Source organism: Rhizobium sp. GR12 (genome assembly GCF_036596185.1).
Classification (GTDB): Bacteria; Pseudomonadota; Alphaproteobacteria; order Rhizobiales; family Rhizobiaceae; genus Agrobacterium; species Agrobacterium nepotum.
Genome location: NZ_JASXTH010000001.1, coordinates 128,891 through 150,083, shown reverse-complemented (window position 1 = coordinate 150,083; position 21,193 = coordinate 128,891). Strand labels below are relative to the sequence as shown.

The following is a 21,193-nucleotide window of genomic DNA, read 5'->3' as shown; positions in this document are numbered from 1 at the left end:
GCTTTCGCATGTCGGCGTCAGAGCGGCGAGAACAGGTCGACGACCTGTTGACCGACCGGGGGTTGCTGCACTTCCGTCAGACGTCCGCGACCGCCATAGGAGATGCGTGCCTCGGCGATGCGCTCGTAGGAGATGATGTTCTGTGCATCGACATCCTGCGGCCTGACGATACCGCCGACGTTCAGAATGCGGATTTCGTGGTTCACGCGCACTTCCTGCGAGCCGCTGATGATGAGATTGCCGTTTTCGAGAATGCCGGTCACGACGGCGGCCACCAGCAGCGTCAGCTTTTCAGAACGCTTGGTCTTGCCCTTCGCCTGGGTGTCGGTATCGGAACCGTAATTGATGCTGGAATCAGCCTTCGGGTTCCAGCCCAGGATCTCCGCATTCGCCTTCCAGTTCAGGCCGCTGGAGTTCGTGCGGTTACGCTCGGTTTCATTGTCGAAATCGGCCTTGTCGTTGATCTGGATGTTGACGGTCAGGATGTCGCCGATGTTGAGGGCGCGCAAATCCTTGAACAGCGCTCCCTGGCTGTCGCTCCACAGCGAATAACCGCTGGCCATGTGCTTCGGCTGCTTCGGATAGCTGCCCATCTGCGGCGACTGGCTGAATTGCAGGCCGCTGCCGATAGGGCTCATCGCAGGCGCGTTACCGATTTCCTTCAGGGTCTGGTTGTTCTGGCAGCCGGCAAGCAGGGCAAGCGGCAGGAGGAGGGCCGGAAGACGCGGGGTCATGAGGGATCCTTCGAAGTGTTTTTGTCGATCGCCTGCGACATGATGCCGGCGACGATTGCGGCTTTCTGAGCATCCATTTCGCTGAGGATGAGGCCCGATTGGCGCGGCGGAAGCTGCATGATGATGGCGGCTGCGATTTCCACATGCATCTTCTCGAGCTGCGGTGCGGCGGCATCCGCCTTCATCGTCTTGTAGATGTCGACCAGATTGCTTTTCGCCTGCTCGAGGAAATGATTGCGGCGCGCCAGCCAGTCCTCATATTCCGCCTTGCGGTCTTCCAGCGCAGAGATGCGCTCGTTGACGTCGGCCTGAAGCTTTTCAAGCTCCTGCTTCTGCATGAGATAACGCTGGTCGCGGGCGGCGTCGGCGATGTTGGTGCAGAATTTCTGGATTTCATCCTGCGTGCTGAGTTCAGACACCACGTTCTGCTGGCTTTCGGCGCCGGCGGCAGGCAACAGGAAAAGCAGTGAGGCGACGGCCGCGAACCGGGTAAGGCCGTTCCTGAAAGCGTTTTTCTTCTGGAGTTCCATCATTGCAGCACAAGCTCCGCCTGAAGGGCGCCGGCGGATTTGATGCCTTGCAGAATGGCGATGATGCCGTCCGCCTTGAGCCCGATGCTGTTGAGACCGGCAACCAGGGTGCGAAGGTCGGGACCATCGACGATGGCGACCTTGCTGCCTTCCTGCATTGCCATGATATCCGTCTGAGGCTGCACCGCCGTCTGGCCGCGCGAGAAGGGCGCCGGCTGGATGACCTGCGGCGATTCCGTCACCTGCACGGTCAGTGTGCCGTAGCTCACGGCGACGCGGGAAATGCGCACATCCGCACCGATGACGATCGTGCCCGTCCGTTCGTTGATCACGACTTTCGCCGGCGTATCCGTCTCGACCGTCAGATTTTCGATTTCCGCCATCAGCCGGGTCAGATCGGCGGTGCGGGGTTTCTGCACCGCGATTTCCTGCGAATCGCGCGGCTCGGCGATGGGGTCGCCATACCGGGCGCGGGCAAAGGCGTTGACGACATCGGCCACCCTGACCGCAGTCGAAAAATCGGGATTGCGCAGCTGAAGGACCAGATTGACCGAATCCTTGAATTTGGACGGCAGCTCGCGCTCGATGATCGCGCCGTTCGGCACGCGCCCGGATGTGGTCACACCCTGCGTCAGCGTTGCAGCATCGCCCTGGGCTGAAAATCCGTTGACGATCACCGATCCTTGCGCGACGGCGTAAATCTGCCCGTCAGCGCCGGAAAGCGAGGTCATGATAAGCGTGCCGCCGCGAAGCGAGCTGGCGTCGCCAAGGGAACTGACCGTCACGTCCACACGGCTGCCGGGGCTGGCGAAGGGCGGCAGGTTGGCCGTCACCATCACTGCGGCGATGTTCTTGGCATTGGACTGGCCGCCCTGCGTGGTGATGCCGAGGTTCTGCAGCATGGCGCGCATGGACTGTTCGGTGAAAGGCGAGGAGCGCAGACTGTCGCCCGTGCCCTGCAAACCGACGACGAGACCGTATCCGATCAGCTGGTTGTCGCGTCCCGCCTGCAGGGATGCGATATCCTTGATGCGGGACGTGTCCGCCTGGGCGGGCTGCGTCGAGAGGAAGGACAGGGCCGAAACGACCAGAGCCGCGGCTAGGATACGAAGCAATCTCATTTCGCCATAACCTGAATGGTTCCGTCCTTCATGACGGTACCGCTGACCATCACGCCGGAATCAATGTTGCGTACCCTCACGACTTCGCCGAGCGAGCCGTCAGTCATCGGCGTTCCCGAAGCCATCAGCGTCATGTTGCCGATGTTGAAAACAAGTTTGACGCTGGTGCCGCGCACCACCAGTGACGGTTCGCGCAGCGCCGCAACGGGGATCGTGCGGCCGGGAAGCAATGTCTGCTTGGAGATCATGCCTTCGACTTCGCTGATATCGGTCGCGTAACCCGAGGAAATATTGGGATTGGTCACTTCCACCGGCTTTACCTGTTCGAGCGAGATCGTCTCGCCCGGATAGATCGTGCGGGTGGGAACCAGCGCCATCGGCGCCTGTGCGATTGCGGGCGCGAAGGCCCCTAGTGAAAAGGCAGACGCCAGGCACATACGGACGAGCGCCGTTCTGCAGCTGTTATTTTTCCGGCCAAACCTCATGTCCGCCTGCCTTTCCGTTCTGTTCTTACTTCAGGTTCTTGCTGACAATCGAAGCCATTTCGTCAGCGGTGGTGATGACCTTGGAATTCATCTCATAGGCGCGCTGCGCCGTAATCAGGTCAGTGATTTCCTTGACGGCATCGACGTTCGAGCCTTCGAGGTAGGATTGCTTGACATAGCCGAAGCTCGGATCATCAGGCACGCCGATAACAGCGGCGCCGGAGGCCGGTGTCTGGGCAAAGAGGTTGTCCCCGAGCGGCTTCAGACCCGCCTCGTTGGCGAAGTTGGCGATGGTCAGCTGTCCGAGTTCCGTGAAATCCGCAGCATTGCCGATACGGGCGGTCACCTGGCCCGTGCGGGTAATGGTGATGTCCTGCGCGTCAGTCGGGATATTGATGTTTGGAATGACATTGTAGCCATCGACCGTCACGAGGTTGCCATCGGCATTCTTGTTGAATGCGCCGGCGCGGCTGTAGAGCGTCGAACCATCGGCGGCCTCGATCTGGAACCAGCCCTGTCCGATGATTGCCACATCGAGCTTGTTGCCGGTCTCGATCAGGTTGCCCTGGGTGTGGATGTTGCGCACCGCCGACGTCTGCACGCCGAGGCCGATATTGGCGCCTTCCGGCACGATCGCCTGGTTGGCCCGGTTCGGCACGCCCTGCATGCGCTCGGTCTGGTAGAGAAGATCGGTGAACTCCGCACGCGCGCGCTTGTAGCCTGTGGTGTTGATGTTGGCGATGTTGTTGGCGATGACTTCCAGATTGGTCTGCTGGGCGTCCATGCCGGTGGCAGCGATGGCAAGAGCTCTCATGTCATTTTTCCTGCTGGGCTAGAGCATTTCCAGTAAAAGCGCGGAGCGATTTTACGTCCGGAAAATGCGTAAAAACAAAGGCCTAGAGCGCGGCCAACGATTGGCTTCAAGCCGGACGCGCTCTAGATCTGCATCTTGGTAATGTCGAGATAGGCGGACACGATCTTGTCACGGAGCGCGATGGCCGTTTGCAGCGACTGCTCGGCCGAAAGCACGGCATCCACCACTTCACGGGTGTTCGCCTTGCCCTGAATACCTTCGAAGGAGGCCACTTCCGCCTTCTTCAGGTTGTTCATCGCGTCCGTCGACATATTGCCGAGAACGCTTGCGAAGCTTGCGCCTGTCTGCTGGGCGGGCGTCGTCTGCTGGCTGCCGAAAACGCTTTCCGTCAGCGAGGAGACGCTGCCTGCGCCGCGCGTGAGCGAGAGGGAACCGAGTTGCTTGATGCCGTCGATCATTGTGATGCTTTCAGAAGGTCGATGGTGGAGGCGACGAGGTCGCGTGTCTGGCGGATGACCTGAAGGTTGGCGTCGTAGCTGCGGTTGGCTTCGCGCATATCCGCCATTTCGATCAGGACATTGACGTTCGGCATCTTGACCATGCCGTGGGTATCGGCGGCAGGGTTGCCGGGATCGTATTCATTGACGAAATCGCCGCGGTCGACGCCCAGCTTTTTCACGGTAACCCGCTCCACGCCGCTTACGCGGTCAAGCTCGGAGCCGAATGTCACGGTCTTGCGGCGATAGGGGTCGGCGCCGGGCGTGTCGCCGGTCGATCTTGCGTTGGCAATGTTTTCCGAAACGATGCGCAGTCGGGTGGACTGCACTTCCAGGCCGCTGCCCGCGATCTTGCTCGCCGCACTCAAGGGATCCATGGTTTACCTCTTTACCGTCATCAGCATCATGCGATGGAAGGATTTGACGAGACTGGCGTTCAGGTCATACTGCCGCTTGATCTCGCCGGTCTTGGTCATTTCTTCTGCCAGAGCGACCGAATTGCCGGATTCCTGCATGCCGATCTCGTTATTGATCGGGTTGTCGCGCACCGCGATATTTTCGCTGAGCTCGCTCGCGCCGAAATGGGCGGGATGGGTCTTCGCCATGCCGACCTGCTGGCTGGTGGCCTGCATGACCGCTTCGAAAGGGTTGACATCCTTGGCGTGGAACTTGGGTGTGTTGGCGTTGGCGATGTTGGTCGCCACGACTTCCTGCCGCACGCTCAGCCATTCCGCTTGGCGGGAGGCCAGATCGAACAGTTGAATCGGTTGCATAGACTTCTCCATCTCGTATGGCCCGAACCTAAGGGGCTAATCTTGCGTCAGACTTGCGGAGAGGGGAGAAGGACGGGAAGAGATACAAAAACGACCGTTCCAGTCATTCGAAAACAAAAAAGCGCGCCTGAAAACGAGGCGCGCCTTTGTGATGAAGAGGAGAGACCGTCCTATTTTTCAGGACGATAAGTCTTCCCGGAGGAAGTCTCTATCGTCCATTCGCCATCGCGCTGCTCGATCTTGGTGAGAAGTGCATTGTCGGGCAAGGGAGAGCCGACCCGCACCATATACATGCCCGACCCATCCTCGATCAGTGCACGGCCGTTGGAGACATGCAGCAGGCGGAAGGAGTTCTGGCCGGGGAAGGGCTGGTCCTCAAGCGCGGCGGCGAGATCGTTCTGTTTTTCCTTGCCCTTTTCGCTGATTGTCGCGGTCGTCAGCATGTCCGGCAGTTCGGCCGGCGGCGGCATGTCTTCCTTGTTGCGATTGGTCATGGCCATGGGCGAAACGCTGAAGACTTCCCGTGGGCCGGTATGGGGCAGGTCGCGCGTACGGTCGCCATCCGCCACCCTCGTTCCGAACTTGTCCTCGTTGAAGAAGACGTACCAGGGGAAAAAGGCAGCGGCGGCGGCAAGCCCTATTCCCGTCCAGGCCAGAATACGGTCGGGCGTGAAGAAGGGAGGCTGCGGCTGCGCGTTCTCGACGTCGCTATTATCGATCTTGTCGATCTGTTTCTTTTTCACGGGTCAGCCTCTCATTCTCGGATTTACCTGCGGCTGATTATTTTGCACTCCGCCGCGCAGCGCGGTCGCCAGATCGGCATAGGCGTCCTGCGCCGCCGGTTCGCTCGGAAGCTGTTTCAGCGTTTCGTAGATGATCGGAACCTGCTTCACCGCCATGTCGAGATCGGGATCGGTGCCGGGGCGATAGCCGCCGATGAGGCGCAAATCCCGCGTTTCTTCAAAGCGGTGCACCAGCGCCTTCAGGCGCGATACCAGCTTTTCCTGATCCGGCGTCCATGCCTTCTTGGCAAGACGCGAGATCGAGGCCAGAGGATTGATCGGCGGGTAGCGGCCTTCTTCGGCAAGGCTGCGATCCAGCACAATATGGCCATCGAGAATACCGCGGGTCGAATCGGCGATCGGATCGTTGTGATTGTCGCCGTCCACCAGAATGGAGACGATGGCGGTGATGGTGCCGGCGCCTTCGGCGCCGGGTCCCGCCCGCTCCAGAAGGCGCGGCAATTCGGTGAAGACCGAAGCCGGATAGCCGCGCGCCACCGGCGGCTCGCCCGAAGCGACCGCCACTTCGCGGATCGCGTGGGCAAAACGAGTGACGCTGTCGATGATGAGAAGAACGTTTTCGCCCCTGTCACGGAAATATTCGGCAATGGTGACGGCGGAAAGTGGGGCCATCTTGCGCAGCATCGGGCTTTCATCGCTGGTCGCGACGACGGCGACGGACTTGCCCATGTTCTCGCCCATCGTATCCTCGATGAACTCGCGCACTTCGCGGCCGCGCTCGCCGACAAGCCCGATGACGACCTTGTCGAAGGCGTCGGCTTTGGCAAGCATCGACAGCAGCGTCGATTTGCCCACACCCGAGCCGGCAAAAATGCCGAGACGCTGGCCAAGGCACAGCGGCGAAAAAATATCGATTGCCCGCACCCCGGTCTTGAACGGCGTCTCCACCCGCTTGCGCGTCATGGATGGCGGTGCGTTGCTGGAAATCGGACGGCGCTCGGTGCCGGAGACAAGCGGTCCCTTGCCGTCGATAGGTTCGCCAAGCGCGTTGATGGTACGCCCGCACCAGCTTTCATCCGGCGCGACGCGGAAGGCGCCCTTGCGGATGACGGTGTCGTGAATGCCGATCGGTTCACCCGGTTCGATGGGGCAGACGTAGCAGATATCCGGTTCCACGCGCACCACTTCGCCGAGATGGATGCCGGTCGCACTGCGATGGGCGACGAATTCGCCGAGCCTCACATGCCGCGACAGACCGGAAACCGTATAGTGCCCGGCGGCGATGGTGCGGACATGGCCACCCGGCGACACCGAAAACTCCGGATCGGCATAGTGTCCGGCAAGGCTGGCCAGTTGGGCGAGCTTCGGTGAAATCGCCTCGGCCGTGAGCGTGGATTCCGGCATTGTCATCGCTCAGTTCCTCAACGTGCGCCGCCAAGCGTCTTGATGGCGTCGCCGAAGGTGGATTCGGTATCGCGCATCAGCGACGAGATGCTCTCGAAGGCCCGGTTGACCTGAATGAGCTGCGTCATCTGGGAAATGCCGTTGACGTTCGATTGCTCGAGATAACCCTGGACGACGCCGACCTCGTGATTGTTGACGACCGGAATCGGCGGGACCACGGGTTTCACGCCGCTATTGGGATGGCGCAGGAATCCTTGCGAGAAATCCGCCTGGAAGATGCCGAGCGTCGCGACGATGTTGTCGTTCTGCCGGATGGCTCCATCGAGACCGACAGTAATCGGGCCGCCATTCGCATTGAGCTGGATGGGGCCGCCGCCCGCGTCAAGAACCGGATAACCGCTCGAGGAGATGAGCGCCCCGTCCGGACGCATGGTGAAACGGCCATCGCGGCTTAGGATCTGGCCATCGGGCGTATCCAGCGAGAACCAGGCGTCGCCCTTGATGGCGAAATCGAGAGAATTGCCGGTCTGTTCGAAGGCACCCTGGCGGGTGGAGAGATAGTCGTTGCCCTGCGACACGAACGCCACCTTGGCATTCATGGAATTGTGGTTCTTGGCGACCATTTCGTCGAATTTCACTTCGGAACCGCGGAAGCCGACTGTGTTGGCATTCGCCATATTGTCGGAAATGGTGGTGAGACGACGCTCCAGCGCAATCTGCGAGGACAGCGCGACGTATAGTCCGGACTGCATATCATTTGCCTCCGAGTTTCAGGGAATTGATGGAAATCAGCAGGTCCGGGGAAATGCCGTAGCCGCTGGAGGAGCCGAAAACGGCCAAGGGATCGTAGGTCGTCGAGGGGTTTTGCATTTCCCACATGATGGTGAAACGCTCGAGCAGCTTGCCGACCTTTTCAGGATCTTGCAGATCCTTGATATTGATGGATTTTTCGATGAGTGCAGCCTGCTTTTCGACATTTGCCGCAGCAAATTCGTCAGGCAGGTTGTAGGCCGTGCGGAACACCTGCGCGAGCGCGTCGTCGGCCAGAAAGTCGAGACCCGATTTGATCGTCGGCGCCTTGCGCTCGAAATAAAGAGCGAGCCGGACACCGTTATTGTCGCCTCCCGCCTCTTGTTCCAGCGTCTGGCGGGTGTACTTGCCGATGATGCCGGACTGGGCCGCCTCGGTGGCGGTCGCCGCTGCACCCAGGCTTGCGAAGTCGAGCGATTTCGCAAGATCCGCATACCGGCTGTCGGAAAGTTTGTTGGCGAAGGCTTCCTTGTCGGTCGTGCCTTCCGTCAGCACCTTGCGGATGAAGGCTTTCGCATAGGCCATATCCTCGAGGCCATGGGCTTTCAGCGCATAGTTATAAAGACGGATATCGGCCATGAAGTCGTCGACGGATTTCACGTTGCCGATCTTCGACCGGTAATATTCGGTTTCGCGCACCACATCGGGCTGCTTCGACACCCGTTCAAGGGATTTGCCGATGTCCTGACTGATCAGTCTGTAGCTGGTGTAGGTGGAAGTCACTGAACCGCCGCTCTCGTTTGATCCCGATCTCAAGGCGCACGTCCGCCTCTGTCGGGATATTGCCTCAGGTTGCTTGTGCGAAACTGGCTGCGGCGGATGCGTCAAAAGGGGCTTTGCGGACAGGTTCACGCAAGCCACATTTTCTAGACATGGCGGCATGGAACACAGTTCGGGCGTGGTCGATCAATGAATATTATAATTGGACTTATAATCACCTTCGGCTGCATCATCGGCGGCTACATGGCGATGGGCGGCCATCTGGACGTGCTGATTCAGCCGTTCGAATTGTTGATTATCGGCGGCGCCGGCCTCGGCGGCTTCATCATGGCGAACCCCATGAAGGTCGTGAAGGATTCCGGCAAGGCGCTCGGCGAGGCTTTCAAGCACTCGGTGCCGAAGGAGCGCAACTATCTCGACGTGCTCGGCGTGCTTTATTCGCTGATGCGCGACCTGCGCACGAAATCGCGCAACGAGATCGAGGCGCATATCGACAATCCGGAAGAATCCTCGATCTTCCAGAGCGCGCCCTCGGTCCTGAAGAACAAGGAACTGACGTCGTTCATCTGCGACTATGTCCGCCTCATCATCATCGGCAATGCCCGCAGCCACGAAATCGAAGCGCTGATGGATGAGGAAATCGAGACCATCCTCAGCGACAAGCTGAAGCCTTACCACGCGATCACCACCATGGGCGATTCCTTCCCCGCCATCGGTATCGTCGCGGCGGTTCTCGGCGTCATCAAGGCCATGGGCAAGATCAACGAATCGCCGGAAGTGCTTGGTGGCCTCATCGGCGCGGCGCTGGTCGGCACCATGCTCGGCATCATCCTGTCCTATTCGATCTGCAACCCGCTCGCTTCGCAGGTCAAGATCGTCCGTACCAAGCAGCACCGTCTCTATATCATCGTCAAGCAGACGCTGATCGCCTACATGAACGGTTCGGTGCCGCAGGTAGCGCTTGAATACGGGCGCAAGACCATCTCCAACTACGAACGGCCGTCCATCGACGCCGTCGAACAGGAGATGATGAACCCCGGCGGCGAAAACAAGGCGGCATGACCATGGCTAAAGCTGCACAGCAAAAAGCACCCGCCATCGACACCTCGCTGCTTGCGAGACTCACGGGCGGGCTCTCCGACCGCAAGACCATCGCGAAGGTCGGTGCCGATATCGGTCATCTCTACAGCGAATTCCTGCCGGACATCTTTCACAGCGAGACCGGCATCGCGATCGACGTCGAATATATCGGCTCCGAATCGGGGCTGATGACTGACCTCATCGCCAATATCGGGCAGAATTTCTCGGTTGCCGATTGTTCCCTGCGCAACTGGTGCCCCAATTTCTTGATGGCCGTCGGCAACGGCTTCGTCATCGCGCTCATGGAGCGCATGCTGGGTGCGGCGCCCGATACCATCGGCGAGCCGGACGAGCGCAGCCTGTCCCATATCGAACTCGATCTTGCGGCCATGGTTCTGGGGCGCATTGCAGGTGTCCTGCGCTCAGGCGTCAACGCGCCGGGCGGTTTCGAGGCGACGATCGAGCCGCCCTTCAAGGCCAATGGAAAAAGCGCTTTCGAGGAGGCGATCGCCGGCCTTTACGGCGTGACCGTCCGCATGAAAATCGAGATCGGCAAGGTTTCTTCGGAATTCGCCCTCATCGTGCCGCAGCGGCCGCTCCTCAAGACCTCCATCGCCGCCCCCAAAGCTTCGGCCCAGGCGCTGAAGAAGCAGGAGGAATGGGTGGATATGATCTCGGAGCAGGTGAAGAGATCGCAGGTAACGCTCGAGGCGCGCATCAAGCTCGAAACGATGACCCTGCGGACGATCTCCAGACTGGTCGCCGGCGACGTCATTCCGTTTCAGGATCTGAAGCAGGACGATATCGCCGTCGAGGTCAGCGCCAACGGCTCCAAGCTTTATAATTGCGAATTCGGCAAGTCCGGCGACCGCTACATGGTTCGGGTGAAGAACAATGTCAGCACGGACGACGAGATTCTGCGACATCTGATGGGTTAAATCCTGTCCACCCTTTTTTGGGGTCTGGGCAGGCTGACGCAAGTTTCAAAGGGAATAATCAGCGCATGGCTACGAAGAAAACTCCTGTGACCGACGATACGGCGCTGCCGTCGCTTGAAGACGGCGGCGACCTCGACCAGGCTATCGGCGATCTGCGTGGCGTCCTCAAGACGGATGCGGAAGGTTCGCTGTCCGATTTTGGCGACTTCGGGGATTTCGGAAGCACCGACGACGCTTCCGCCGACAGCGACCTCTCCGCCTTTGGTGGCGGAGCGGGCGATTTCGCAATGAATGACTTCGCGGCCCCTTCACAGGTCGCGGGCGTCAGGGCGCCGCTTGGCAGCGGCTTGTCCGACAATATGGACATGATCATGGATATCCCGATCGATGTCCAGATCGTTCTCGGCACCAGCCGGATGCTCGTCTCGGGTCTGATGAGCCTTGAGGAAGGCGCGACGATTGCGCTTGACCGCAAGATCGGCGAGCCGGTCGAGATCATGGTGAATGGCCGCCGTATTGCGCGCGGTGAAATAACTGTTCTGGAAGATGACGATACGCGCTTCGGCGTAAAATTGATTGAAGTACTGAGTACGCGAAAAGCCTGATCCCTGTGGGGACGGAGAGGAAAGACCATGATGGACTTCGAGGATTTCGGTAACCCCCTGGCAGGGAAGCCGTTGTCTCAGACCGACAAGGCGGCCGCAGTGCTGCTTGCCATGGGCAAGGGCGTCGCCGGCAAGCTGCTGAAGTTTTTCACGCAGCACGAATTGCAGATGATCATTTCCTCGGCTCAGACGTTGCGTGTCATTCCTCCGGACGAACTTGCCCAGATCGTGGCCGAGTTCGAAGACCTGTTCACTGAAGGCACGGGTCTGATGGACAATGCCAAGGCGATCGAAAGCATTCTCGAAGAGGGGCTGACGCCTGAGGAAGTCGACAGCCTTCTTGGCCGTCGTGCGGCCTTCCAGGCCTATGAGGCGTCGATCTGGGACCGCCTGCAGGAAGCGGAGCCGGAATTCGTCGGCAAGTTCCTGCTGCGCGAGCATCCCCAGACCATCGCTTACATCCTCTCCATGCTGCCCTCGTCCTTTGGAGCCAAGGTTCTTCTGATCCTCCCCGAAGAACAGCGCGCCGATATCATGAACCGCACGGTGAACATGAAGGAAGTCAGCCCCACGGCTGCCCAGATCATCGAGAAGCGTGTGGTCAATCTCATCACCGAGATCGAGGCCGAGCGCAATGCGGGCGGTTCCGCCAAGGTTGCCGATCTGATGAACGAACTGGACAAGCCGCAGGTCGACACCTTGCTCAGCTCGCTCGAGACGCTCAGCAAGGAAGCTGCCAACAAGGTCAAGCCGAAGCTCTTCCTCTTCGACGACCTCATGTTCATGCCGCAGCGCAGCCGCGTCCTGCTGCTCAACGATGTGTCGGCGGATGTTCTGACCATGGCCCTGCGTGGCGCCACGATGGAAATCAAGGAATGCGTGCTGTCCAGCATCAGCCCGCGCCAGCGCCGCATGATCGAGTCGGATCTCGTGGTGCCGCAGGCTTCCATCAACACCCGCGAAGTGGCGATCGCACGCCGCGCCGTGGCGCAGGAGGCGATCCGGTTGGCCAATTCCGGCCAGATCCAGCTGAAGGAAGCCGCAACAGACGAACAATCGGCGGCGGCCTGAGCGGAAGCCGGTTGATAACCCGCCCTTACGGCATAGCCGGCCATTGCGATGGCCGGCCCCGGACGCTAGTTTCGGAATGATAGCCTGCCGCGATCGGCGGGCCTTTTTTTGATCCCGGGAACGTGCTTTGGCAGACGACGAGGACAAGGACAGTAAAACAGAAGACCCCACGGAGAAAAAACTCCGTGATGCGGCCGAGAAGGGCAATCTTCCCTTTTCTCGCGAAGTACCGATCTTCGCCTCGTCACTTGCCTTTTATTGTTACCTGGTTTTCTTTTTGCCCGAAAGCGCCGGTCGCCTCGGCGTAACGCTGAAGGACCTGTTCGGCCAACCTGAACAATGGGACCTCAGCACCCGGCCGGACGCGCTGTCGCTGCTCTATTTTCTCGGCGCGTCCATGGCCTATCTGCTCATGCCGGCCATGATCATGTTCATTGTCTTCGGCCTTGCTTCGTCGTTTTTCCAGAACCTGCCGTCGCCGGTGCTCGAGAGGGTGCGTCCGCAATGGTCGCGCATCTCGCCTGCAAAGGGGTTCTCGCGCATCTACAGCAAGCAGGGTTTCGTGGAATTCGGCAAATCGCTGTTCAAGATATTGATCGTTTCGATCGTCATGTACCTGTCTCTGCGCAGCGATTTTTACAGCCTCATCGACCTGATGTTCTCCGATCCGCAGGTCATTTTTGTGAGGGTCGTCGAGATCGTCAAAAAAATGATGGTCGTGATTTTGCTTTCGACCGCGCTGCTTGCCGCCGTCGACATTTTGTGGACGCGCCACCATTGGTTCAGTCAGTTGAAGATGACGAAGCATGAGGTGAAGGAGGAATACAAGCAATCGCAGGGCGACCCGGTGGTCAAAGCCCGCCAGCGTTCTGTCGCCCGTGACCGTGCCCGTCGCCGCATGATCGACAATGTGCCGCGCGCGACACTGGTGATCGCCAACCCGACACACTTTGCGGTGGCGTTGCGTTACGTGCGCGAGGAAGGCGACGCGCCTGTTGTCGTTGCCAAGGGCCAGGACCTTATCGCATTGAAAATCCGCGAGATTGCGGAAAAAAATAATATCCCCGTTTTTGAAGATCCGCCTCTCGCACGCTCCATGTTTGCGCAAGTCTCGATCGATAGTGTGATTCCACCAGCTTTTTACAAGGCGGTAGCTGAGCTCGTTCATCGGGTTTACGCCATGAAGTCATCGAAAATACGGGTTCAATAAAACCAATGAAAAAATCCGCCTATTCTGAAAAGCGGGAAATGATCGTCGCAGAGGCGATCAACCCGATCGCCACTGAATTACGCCTGCTCGATCCGGCCGACCTGATTTCGTTGCTGAGATTCGAGTGTAATGGCAGTATCGCCGACCTCGTCTCGTCGGCCGCGGAGCTTTATTATCATCCCGGTACGATCAACTTCGGCGCGGGCGGCGAATACAAGCTCGAATGGGAAGGGTCGCCGGAGATCGTCCTCGATCTTGAACTCAAACCGCAGGGCGCCACGGTTTATGCGCGATTGATTCTGGCCAACGAACATGCTGCGGTCGAGATCAATCATGTTTCGTTTCAGAACCCCTCGGACAATCCGGATGAGAACACCGAGTTCCTTCGCCGGAGCCTGATGGCTGCCCGATTCGTGTCGACCCGTCAGGGCGAAGCCGCCTGAGCCAGATCATCTGAGCCGGACCACCGACATTTTCATCTATTTTTCCGTTGCGCCCGCCGAAGTCGCGGGCGCAACGGCTTCGTTCGAGTGCTTTTTCACCCGACCTTGCCTGAAGCCTGCCGGTTTATGCAAAACCGGTCTGCGAAAGCGAGGAACGCCTTGCAAATCAGCGTTGTTGTTTGGTACCTATAGAATTAACGATTTGTTAACGAACGGCAGATCGCGGTGGCTCTTTTTTTGCTATCGCCGATGCGCATGATGCCTCTGCTCGTTTTCGGCGCAACGCCGGATTTTCCTGACAGTACAATTGGGTGGACCCAGTGACCAGCATTCTGACCAATGCGGCGGCAATGGCCGCGCTGCAAACTTTGCGCATGATCGACAAGAATCTGGAAACCACGCAGGCGCGTGTGTCGTCCGGCTACCGTGTCGAGACCGCAGCGGATAATGCGGCCTACTGGTCGATTTCGACGACCATGCGCTCCGACAATGCGGCACTTTCGGCCGTGCAGGATGCGTTGGGGCTGGGCGCCGCCAAGGTCGATACGGCCTATGACGCGATCGAGAATTCGATCGAGGTCGTCAAGCAGATCAAGGCCAAGCTTGTCGCCGCCTATGGCGTGGGGGCGGACCGGGGCAAGATCCAGGACGAGATCAAGCAGCTTCAGGAGCAGTTGAAGAGCACGTCCGAATCGGCGTCCTTCTCCGGCGAGAACTGGTTGCAGGCCAGCATCAGCAACGGCGGCACGCCGCCGGTCGAAGAGCCGATCACCAAAAAGATTGTCGCATCTTTCACGCGCACCGGCTCGGGCAATGTCGGCGTTACCACGGTTGATTATGTGCTGAACGGCAGCGCCGTGCTTTTCGACCTCAGCGGCGGAAAACTCGGTATTCTCGACAAGAGTGCCATTTTCGCCAGCAAGACGGAGCAAGAAGTTACTCAGGTGTCAACGACTGCCGGAGCGGTCACGAACACGGGTTATGTCGTCAAGAAGTTGACCGATGCGGAAATCGGCGTGCTGAATGCAGCGACGGCGGATACGAATGCCGACCCGAGCGTTTATAGCAATGGCACTGTGAACTATCTCCGTCTGGCTGAGAATACCTGGGTCAAGGTGACGGCAACGGACCCTTCGAGCGGCAGCACGACCGTCTCGGCGGCCTATCGGGACACCGGCGGTGACGATTGGTTCTATGACACGGCTGCTGCGGCGACATCTGTTTCGAGATCCCTCGGGTTTTCCGTCTCCACCCTTAATCTCGACAATCTCGATGTCGTTGCCGCGGCGATGAGTGGTTTTGCCGGCGCCGGCGCCGCCTATACCGCTTCCGACGCCATCGATGTGATGATGAGTTTCGTGGACAAGCAGCTGGAAGCGATGACCAGCACGGCCTCTAGCCTCGGCTCCCTCCAGAGCCGTATCAGCCTGCAGGAAAACTTCGTCTCCAGCCTGATGGACGTGATCGACAAAGGCATAGGCCGTCTTGTCGATGCGGATATGAACGAGGAATCGACCAGGCTGAAAGCATTGCAGACGCAACAGCAACTCGGCATCCAGGCACTCTCCATCGCTAATGCCAATGCGGAAAATATCCTGCAGCTCTTCAAGTAAATGGCCTTGGCCCGGTCGGAGGGCGGCTGCGCGGGTGATGCGGACGGAAGCGCTGCCAAACAGGGCCCGCCTTCATCCTCGCACAAGTTTGAACGCCTAACGTCGGGGCAACATCGGGTGGATCGCATGGCGTGGTCCGTCCGGGAACAATGGAAGAGACGGGCAGGGTAGCAAGGATGACGGTTGTGCCGCCAAACGGCTTTGATCGCAGGCAACGAAACATGTCTCGCCCCTTTGGCCTGTTTTGCCGGGGGCGGGCATGAGTGCGTCCATTGCAAGATATCTCAAGGATTTCGGTGACGTACAGCCCGCCGGGCTGACGTTCGGCGACCCGCTGGCGGATGCCGACGGCGTTTCCGATTTTGCCGATGGAACGGCCGGTTTCGACGAATTCCAGACAGTCGATGTGGAAAGCGAAAAGCAGGCGGCCTATGACCGTGGCCACGCGGATGCGACCCGCGAGATCACGGAGAAGATGCAGGCCGAGCGGGAAGAGCTGCACGCCGCCCATGCCGCCGAGCTGGAGGGTCTACGGTCCGTCTATCTGGAAGAGATTGCCGTTTTCCTGTCACTACGGCTGCGCGAAGGCATCGATGCGATCGCGACCAATCTCAGCGAGCAGACCGCCGCTATCCTTGCCCCGGTTCTGACCGAAGAGCTGTCGTTGAAGGCGGTTTCGGCGCTGGCGGATGTCGTTCGCGCTTCCATGCCGGATGGCGAGGCCGTCACACTTGTCGTGAAAGGCCCGAAAGATTTGTTCGAGCAACTGAAGACACAGCCGGGCTTTGAAGAAGAGACGATGAAATTTACCGAGACTGCGGATATCGACCTTTCCATTGAGTTGGGTGAAAGCGTGTTCGTCACGCGCATGTCCGCCTGGGCGTCCAGTCTTCGCAAGGTGATGAAATGAGTGAAGGCGAAAATCACCACCACGGCAAAAACGAGATCATCATCGTAAAACGCCACAAGGGCGGACACGAGGGCTCCCATGGCGGTGCCTGGAAAATCGCCTATGCCGACTTCATGACGGCCATGATGGCGTTTTTTCTCGTCATGTGGCTGGTGAACGCCGCCAATGAGGAAACCAAGGCCTCGGTCGCCAGCTATTTCAATCCGATAAAGCTGTCCGATGAGAAACCCGCGTCCAAGGGGCTGGAAAAGCCGGTGGACAAGGAAGAGGGCGTCCAGAAGAAGGACCAGTCCAACATCCAGGCGGAAAAGGTTACCCAGGGCTCCGCTGCCGCGACAGGCGAAGACCTGACGTCCCAGACCGGCGAACAGGCGAATTTCTCGGAAGCGGACTTTTTCGAGAACCCCTATTCGGTGCTGGCGGAAATCGCCCAGCAGGTCGGGCAGCAGGCCAATGTCAGCGCCAAGGGCGAGGGCGGTGCAGCCGATTCCGGCCCGGCGACGGGCGCGAGCGGCGGTGAGGCTTATCGTGATCCCTTTGATCCCGATTTCTGGACCCAGCAGGTGAAGATCACCCGCGCGGACCAGCAGCAAAATCCCGCCGAGCCGCAGCCGTCCGCCGAGAGCAAACAGCCGGATGCGGCAAAGGACAATGTGGCGGTAGCAGTCAACGCGTCGCAGCAGCCGGCCGATCGTCCGGATGGCGGCAAGGCGATGGAAGTCGCCGCCATTGTGCCGCAGCAGCGCCCGGGTGTCGCCGAGCAGGCTGCACTTGCGCAACCGCAACCGGAAAAGCAGAAAGCCACCGACGCCGAGTGGGAAAAGGCTGACACTCTGCGTGAAGAGATCGAAAAGCAGATATCCGGAATTACCGGCAAGCTTGCCGAAGGCCTGGTCGTGATGCCCGCCGAAGGCGGATTGCTTCTCACCATTTCCGACCAGACGGAAACGCCGATGTTCAATGTCGGGTCGGCCGTGCCTCGGGGCGAATTGGTTCTGGCTATGGAAAAGATCGGCAAATTGCTTCAGGACCGTGGCGGCAGCGTGGTTATCCGCGGCCATACTGACGGACGGCAGTTCAAGGGCGAGGCCAACGACAACTGGCGGCTTTCCATGGATCGCGCGCACAGCGCCTATTACATGCTGGTTCGCGGCGGCCTGTCCGAAGAGCGGGTGAAGCAGGTCTCGGGGTTTGCGGATCGCAGATTGCAGGTGCCGGCGGACCCCTTGGCGGATGCGAACCGCCGTATCGAAATTCTGCTTGAGGCCGATCGGGGGTGAGTGTGACGAAATCCTCGAAACGCTGGCTTTTTCTTGCGGCGACACTGTGCGGTCTCGGTGCCGAGCCGATCAAGGCGTTTTCGCAATCGCAAGACAATCTCATGCCCTATGCCATGCTGCGCTCCCTGCAATTCGTGCAGGACTCGGTCGCCATGGGAGATCACTCGGCGACCGAAATGCAACGGTTCCTGCTCCAGACCATCGACGAGCGGCTTAAAAGTGCGCCCTCCGCGATCTTCAAGGATCCGCGCAATGTCGATGCGGCGCTCATCTATGCGATGAGCGGCGGTAATCCGGCCACGCTCGAATTGCTGGTCGCGCGCGATGTGGATGGCAATTTCGACAGCCGCGTCGCCGACATTCTGCGCAAATATCTCTCCGGCAAGGGAACGCTGGTCGCGCAAAGCATCGCCGCCATGGTGCCGGAATATCGTGGCACGAGGATCGGCGCCTATCTTGCGCTGATCGGCGGCAATGTGACGATCCCGCGCGATCCGCTGGCTGCCCTCGGTTTCTATGACATAGCCCGGCTCGAAGCGCCCGGCACCATCGTGGAAGAGGCAGCGCTCCGCCGCTCGCTCGCAATCGCCGTGGAAGACGGTGATGCCGGACGCGGCGTCGAATATGCGCAGCGCTACGCGCGGCGGTTCCTGCATTCGCCCTATGCTAGCCAGTTTGCGGATCTTCTGGTCTCGCTGGTGGTCAAGCGGGCCGATTCCATCGGCGACGAGGCGATACAGGACACATTCGCCATGATGGACACCGAGAGGCAGAAGGAAGCTTATCTGCGCCTCTCCCGTCTTGCGGCGATCAGCGGCAAGGATTCGCTGGCGCGCATGGCGGCGCTGAAGGCAAAAGCGCTATCGGCAGACGTGCCGGATCAGCCGGAAGTGCAGGCAAATCTATATGAAAGCCTCTCCAACATCGGTACGCCCGACGTGGTGAGCGCGATCGAGACAATCGGACAAATTCCGGAAGCGCAGCTTTCGGATCGGGACAGGGCCTTGCGGGATGCTGCAAGGACGATCGCCGAACAGGTGGTTCGTCCTCCTTCCTTGCAGCCTGGCGTCGATGTTGGCGCTGCGGCAGGGCAGGACGCGTCTTCGAATGAGACGGCCGGCGCCGGGGCGAAGAGCATATGGCGGGTTGAAAACCACAAGGCTGATGATGAGGGCGAGAACGTCCGGCAACTCGTGACGAGTGGCCGCAGCAAGCTCGATGAAATCGACAGCCTGTTGAAGAAGGGCGAGGGGGCACCATGATCGACGGAACCAGCGGCGCGATAGTGAATGCGCCATACAACGATCCACGCGCCGGCAGCGCCAACGTGCGGGACGACGCCAAAGGCGGAAGTTTCGGCGATACCCTCGCCACGGTCCGGGACGAGCGCCCGCCGCAGGCGCAGCATTCGCGGCAGCAGCAGGAGACGGGATCGGCCGAGGAGCAGCATGCGCACCCGGATGACGAAGCGGAAAAGACGGATGTCCCGGTCAAGCGGGGGCCGACTTTCGCCAATATGATCGTCAAGGACCATTCCGAAGAGGACCGTGGCCACGAGGCCGTGGCCGAGCTTCAGAACGCGATGAAGACGGCGCGTACCTCGTCCGAAAACGGCAAGACCGGCATGAAGGCCAAGGGCGATGCCGACAAGGACAACGAGACGGCGGCGGATGGAATTGATCCGAAGCTGGCGGAGTTGCAGACGCTCACGGCCAACGTCGGCGATATCGTGACGGCCAAGACGCCGCTTGAGGAAATTGCGCAGGCGATTGCCGGCAAGGCCGATGTGAAGTCCGACAAGGCCGAAACCACCAGAGGCAAGGGCGAAGTTTCGCCCAAGGACATGCCGACACGGACCGAACTGGCCGGCAATGAAGCCGGATCTGGCTCGGGCAATGAGGGCGATGCCTCGGCGTTCCGCTTCGCCTCTCCGCGTTCCGGCACGGCCCGCGCGCTCGATATGAACACGGTTCAGCGTGAAGGTCGCGTCGAATTCGATGCCCGGGAAAGCACCGGCAAGGCTACTGACACCATCACGGTCCTCGATTCGCGGCGGTTCATCGGCCTGGCGCCTTCGACCAACGCTTCGGCCCTGACCGGTCTGATCGCCAATGACCCGGAATGGGTCAGCGCCATGCAGCCCGGTTCGTCGCTGTCCAACGCAGCGGCCCAGAGCAGCACCGGCAAGGTCGTCCATACGCTGAAGCTCCATATGACGCCGATCGAGTTGGGATCGGTGACGATGTCGCTGCGTCTTGCCGGTGATGAGCTCGCCGTTCACATGACAGTGGAGAGCGTGGCGGCCTACAAAAAGCTCCAGCAGGACAGCAACAGCATCCTTGAAGGTCTCAAAGCGCAGGGTCTGACGGTCGATAACATCACGATCAGCATCGCTTCTTCTGACAAGAGTGACCAAACGGGCACACAAGGCAACAATCAGCAAAATCAGCAGGCGCAGCAGCAGGGCCAGCAGGCCGCTGCCGGGCGCAACCGTGACGAGTCCGGAGCACGGGGCGGACGGCAAGGCAATGGCGATAATTTGGGGGTGCATAATGAAGGCATGGACGGCGCTCTTGGCTCTGCCCGCTCTTCTGCTGATAATGGCGTCTACCTCTGAAAACGCCTCCGCTTCGGCAACATCAGGTGTGTGTGAAAGGGAAATTCAGTCCGCCGCCCGCAAATACGGCGTGCCGGAGGGTATTCTCTATTCCGTGGGTCTGACGGAGACGGGCCGCAAGGGGCGGCTCGACCCCAATGCCATGAATATCGAGGGAAAACCGGTATTTGCCTCATCCACGGAAGAGGCGCTCGCCACTTTCGAGGCGGCCAAGCGCAACGGCGCCAAGCTGATCGACCTCGGTTGCATGCAGATAAATCACTATTTCCATGGCGAAAACTTCGCATCGGCGCGTGAAATGTTCGATCCGCGCCGCAATGTCGAATACGCCGCAATGTTTTTGCGCAATCTTCACAACAGGCATGAAACCTGGACCATGGCGGTCGCCCGCTACCATGCAGGCCCGAACAACGACCCTGCGCAGAAGAAATATGTCTGCCGGGTAATCGCCAATCTTGTCGCCACAGGTTACGGGAAATGGACCGTCAACGCGAGAAATTTCTGCGACGCATAGCAACCCTTGATTGTTTTAACAGAGGTGGGGACTCGCAATTTGAAATGTGGCGAGAGAAGGCCCAAAAAAAGGCGTTGCAAGCGATTTTTCCGGATTTTTAGATTCTTTGCACAAAAATTTTGTACCGTATATGGTTAACAACCACTATATATAGATCAAATCGGCACAAAATGGTTAATCAATTATTAATAACTATCGATGATTTCCTACAGTTGTCGCTGAATCCCCCGATTCGTACCAATGCCTCATTGGAAAACACCACACTGATTCGGAGGCGGACG

General features: G+C 59.4%; 24 protein-coding genes. 12 read left to right on the top strand and 12 right to left on the bottom strand.

Annotation, left to right across the window (positions count from 1 at the left end; all coding sequences use genetic code 11):
• Nucleotides 1-17: 17 nt before the first annotated feature.
• The 12 genes from flgH to QSK43_RS00660 form a co-directional block, all read right to left on the bottom strand.
• Nucleotides 18-734 (bottom strand): flagellar basal body L-ring protein FlgH, encoded by a 717-nt coding sequence (gene flgH / locus QSK43_RS00715; RefSeq protein WP_332301948.1) that lies wholly within the window; start codon nucleotides 732-734, stop codon nucleotides 18-20.
• Nucleotides 731-1,267, bottom strand: a complete 537-nt coding sequence (locus QSK43_RS00710) for a MotE family protein (protein WP_045022026.1) — start codon at nucleotides 1,265-1,267, stop codon at nucleotides 731-733. The genes flgH and QSK43_RS00710 overlap by 4 nt, the downstream gene beginning before the upstream one ends.
• Nucleotides 1,264-2,385 (bottom strand): flagellar basal body P-ring protein FlgI, encoded by a 1,122-nt coding sequence (locus QSK43_RS00705; protein ID WP_434785093.1) that lies wholly within the window; start codon nucleotides 2,383-2,385, stop codon nucleotides 1,264-1,266. The genes QSK43_RS00710 and QSK43_RS00705 overlap by 4 nt, the downstream gene beginning before the upstream one ends.
• Nucleotides 2,382-2,870, bottom strand: coding sequence for a flagellar basal body P-ring formation chaperone FlgA (gene flgA / locus QSK43_RS00700; protein ID WP_332301947.1), 489 nt, complete (start codon nucleotides 2,868-2,870; stop codon nucleotides 2,382-2,384). The genes QSK43_RS00705 and flgA overlap by 4 nt, the downstream gene beginning before the upstream one ends.
• 25 nt (nucleotides 2,871-2,895) lie before the next feature.
• On the bottom strand, nucleotides 2,896-3,684 hold the full coding sequence (flgG, locus tag QSK43_RS00695; RefSeq protein WP_045022020.1) for a flagellar basal-body rod protein FlgG: 789 nt from the start codon (nucleotides 3,682-3,684) through the stop codon (nucleotides 2,896-2,898).
• Between the two features lie 122 nt (nucleotides 3,685-3,806).
• Nucleotides 3,807-4,142, bottom strand: coding sequence for a flagellar hook-basal body complex protein FliE (locus QSK43_RS00690; RefSeq protein WP_045022018.1), 336 nt, complete (start codon nucleotides 4,140-4,142; stop codon nucleotides 3,807-3,809).
• Nucleotides 4,139-4,558, bottom strand: a complete 420-nt coding sequence (flgC, locus tag QSK43_RS00685) for a flagellar basal body rod protein FlgC (RefSeq protein ID WP_045022016.1) — start codon at nucleotides 4,556-4,558, stop codon at nucleotides 4,139-4,141. Before flgC ends, QSK43_RS00690 begins: the two co-directional genes overlap by 4 nt.
• 3 nt (nucleotides 4,559-4,561) lie before the next feature.
• Complete coding sequence (gene flgB, locus QSK43_RS00680) at nucleotides 4,562-4,954, bottom strand: flagellar basal body rod protein FlgB (RefSeq protein WP_045022014.1); 393 nt, start codon at nucleotides 4,952-4,954, stop codon at nucleotides 4,562-4,564.
• A gap of 170 nt (nucleotides 4,955-5,124) precedes the next feature.
• On the bottom strand, nucleotides 5,125-5,697 hold the full coding sequence (locus tag QSK43_RS00675) for a hypothetical protein (RefSeq protein ID WP_052679702.1): 573 nt from the start codon (nucleotides 5,695-5,697) through the stop codon (nucleotides 5,125-5,127).
• A 3-nt stretch (nucleotides 5,698-5,700) separates the two neighbouring features.
• A complete protein-coding gene (gene fliI / locus QSK43_RS00670; RefSeq protein WP_332301946.1) occupies nucleotides 5,701-7,107 on the bottom strand; it encodes a flagellar protein export ATPase FliI in 1,407 nt (468 codons plus the stop codon).
• A gap of 11 nt (nucleotides 7,108-7,118) precedes the next feature.
• Nucleotides 7,119-7,853, bottom strand: a complete 735-nt coding sequence (gene flgF / locus QSK43_RS00665) for a flagellar basal-body rod protein FlgF (protein ID WP_332301945.1) — start codon at nucleotides 7,851-7,853, stop codon at nucleotides 7,119-7,121.
• A gap of 1 nt (nucleotide 7,854) precedes the next feature.
• Complete coding sequence (locus QSK43_RS00660; RefSeq protein ID WP_332301944.1) at nucleotides 7,855-8,634, bottom strand: DUF1217 domain-containing protein; 780 nt, start codon at nucleotides 8,632-8,634, stop codon at nucleotides 7,855-7,857.
• Between the two features lie 186 nt (nucleotides 8,635-8,820).
• Here QSK43_RS00660 and motA point away from each other — a divergent pair, with 186 nt between their 5' ends.
• The 12 genes from motA (at nucleotide 8,821) to QSK43_RS00600 (ending at nucleotide 20,912) form a co-directional block, all read left to right on the top strand.
• On the top strand, nucleotides 8,821-9,693 hold the full coding sequence (gene motA / locus QSK43_RS00655; RefSeq protein WP_045022007.1) for a flagellar motor stator protein MotA: 873 nt from the start codon (nucleotides 8,821-8,823) through the stop codon (nucleotides 9,691-9,693).
• On the top strand, nucleotides 9,690-10,649 hold the full coding sequence (locus tag QSK43_RS00650) for a FliM/FliN family flagellar motor switch protein (protein ID WP_332301943.1): 960 nt from the start codon (nucleotides 9,690-9,692) through the stop codon (nucleotides 10,647-10,649). The genes motA and QSK43_RS00650 overlap by 4 nt, the downstream gene beginning before the upstream one ends.
• Nucleotides 10,650-10,714: 65 nt before the next feature.
• Nucleotides 10,715-11,254, top strand: a complete 540-nt coding sequence (gene fliN, locus QSK43_RS00645; protein WP_045022003.1) for a flagellar motor switch protein FliN — start codon at nucleotides 10,715-10,717, stop codon at nucleotides 11,252-11,254.
• A 27-nt stretch (nucleotides 11,255-11,281) separates the two neighbouring features.
• Nucleotides 11,282-12,325: a flagellar motor switch protein FliG gene (gene fliG / locus QSK43_RS00640; protein WP_045022000.1), complete on the top strand. Its 1,044-nt coding sequence runs from the start codon at nucleotides 11,282-11,284 to the stop codon at nucleotides 12,323-12,325.
• 127 nt (nucleotides 12,326-12,452) lie between these two features.
• Nucleotides 12,453-13,535, top strand: coding sequence for a flagellar biosynthesis protein FlhB (flhB, locus tag QSK43_RS00635; RefSeq protein WP_045021998.1), 1,083 nt, complete (start codon nucleotides 12,453-12,455; stop codon nucleotides 13,533-13,535).
• Nucleotides 13,536-13,540: 5 nt separating this feature from the next.
• Nucleotides 13,541-13,978, top strand: coding sequence for a hypothetical protein (locus QSK43_RS00630; protein ID WP_045021997.1), 438 nt, complete (start codon nucleotides 13,541-13,543; stop codon nucleotides 13,976-13,978).
• 320 nt (nucleotides 13,979-14,298) lie between these two features.
• A complete protein-coding gene (locus tag QSK43_RS00625) occupies nucleotides 14,299-15,591 on the top strand; it encodes a flagellin N-terminal helical domain-containing protein (RefSeq protein ID WP_332301942.1) in 1,293 nt (430 codons plus the stop codon).
• A gap of 259 nt (nucleotides 15,592-15,850) precedes the next feature.
• Entirely contained in the window at nucleotides 15,851-16,501 is a 651-nt protein-coding gene (locus QSK43_RS00620) for a hypothetical protein (RefSeq protein WP_332301941.1), read from the top strand.
• The gene (locus QSK43_RS00615; protein ID WP_332301940.1) at nucleotides 16,498-17,781 is read left to right on the top strand and encodes a MotB family protein; all 1,284 of its coding nucleotides are present in this window, start codon (nucleotides 16,498-16,500) and stop codon (nucleotides 17,779-17,781) included. Before QSK43_RS00620 ends, QSK43_RS00615 begins: the two co-directional genes overlap by 4 nt.
• Nucleotides 17,778-19,043 (top strand): chemotaxis protein MotC, encoded by a 1,266-nt coding sequence (gene motC, locus QSK43_RS00610; protein WP_332301939.1) that lies wholly within the window; start codon nucleotides 17,778-17,780, stop codon nucleotides 19,041-19,043. The genes QSK43_RS00615 and motC overlap by 4 nt, the downstream gene beginning before the upstream one ends.
• Nucleotides 19,040-20,398: a flagellar hook-length control protein FliK gene (fliK, locus tag QSK43_RS00605; protein ID WP_332301938.1), complete on the top strand. Its 1,359-nt coding sequence runs from the start codon at nucleotides 19,040-19,042 to the stop codon at nucleotides 20,396-20,398. Before motC ends, fliK begins: the two co-directional genes overlap by 4 nt.
• Nucleotides 20,334-20,912: a lytic transglycosylase domain-containing protein gene (locus QSK43_RS00600; RefSeq protein WP_332301937.1), complete on the top strand. Its 579-nt coding sequence runs from the start codon at nucleotides 20,334-20,336 to the stop codon at nucleotides 20,910-20,912. The genes fliK and QSK43_RS00600 overlap by 65 nt, the downstream gene beginning before the upstream one ends.
• The last annotated feature ends 281 nt before the right edge of the window (nucleotides 20,913-21,193 follow it).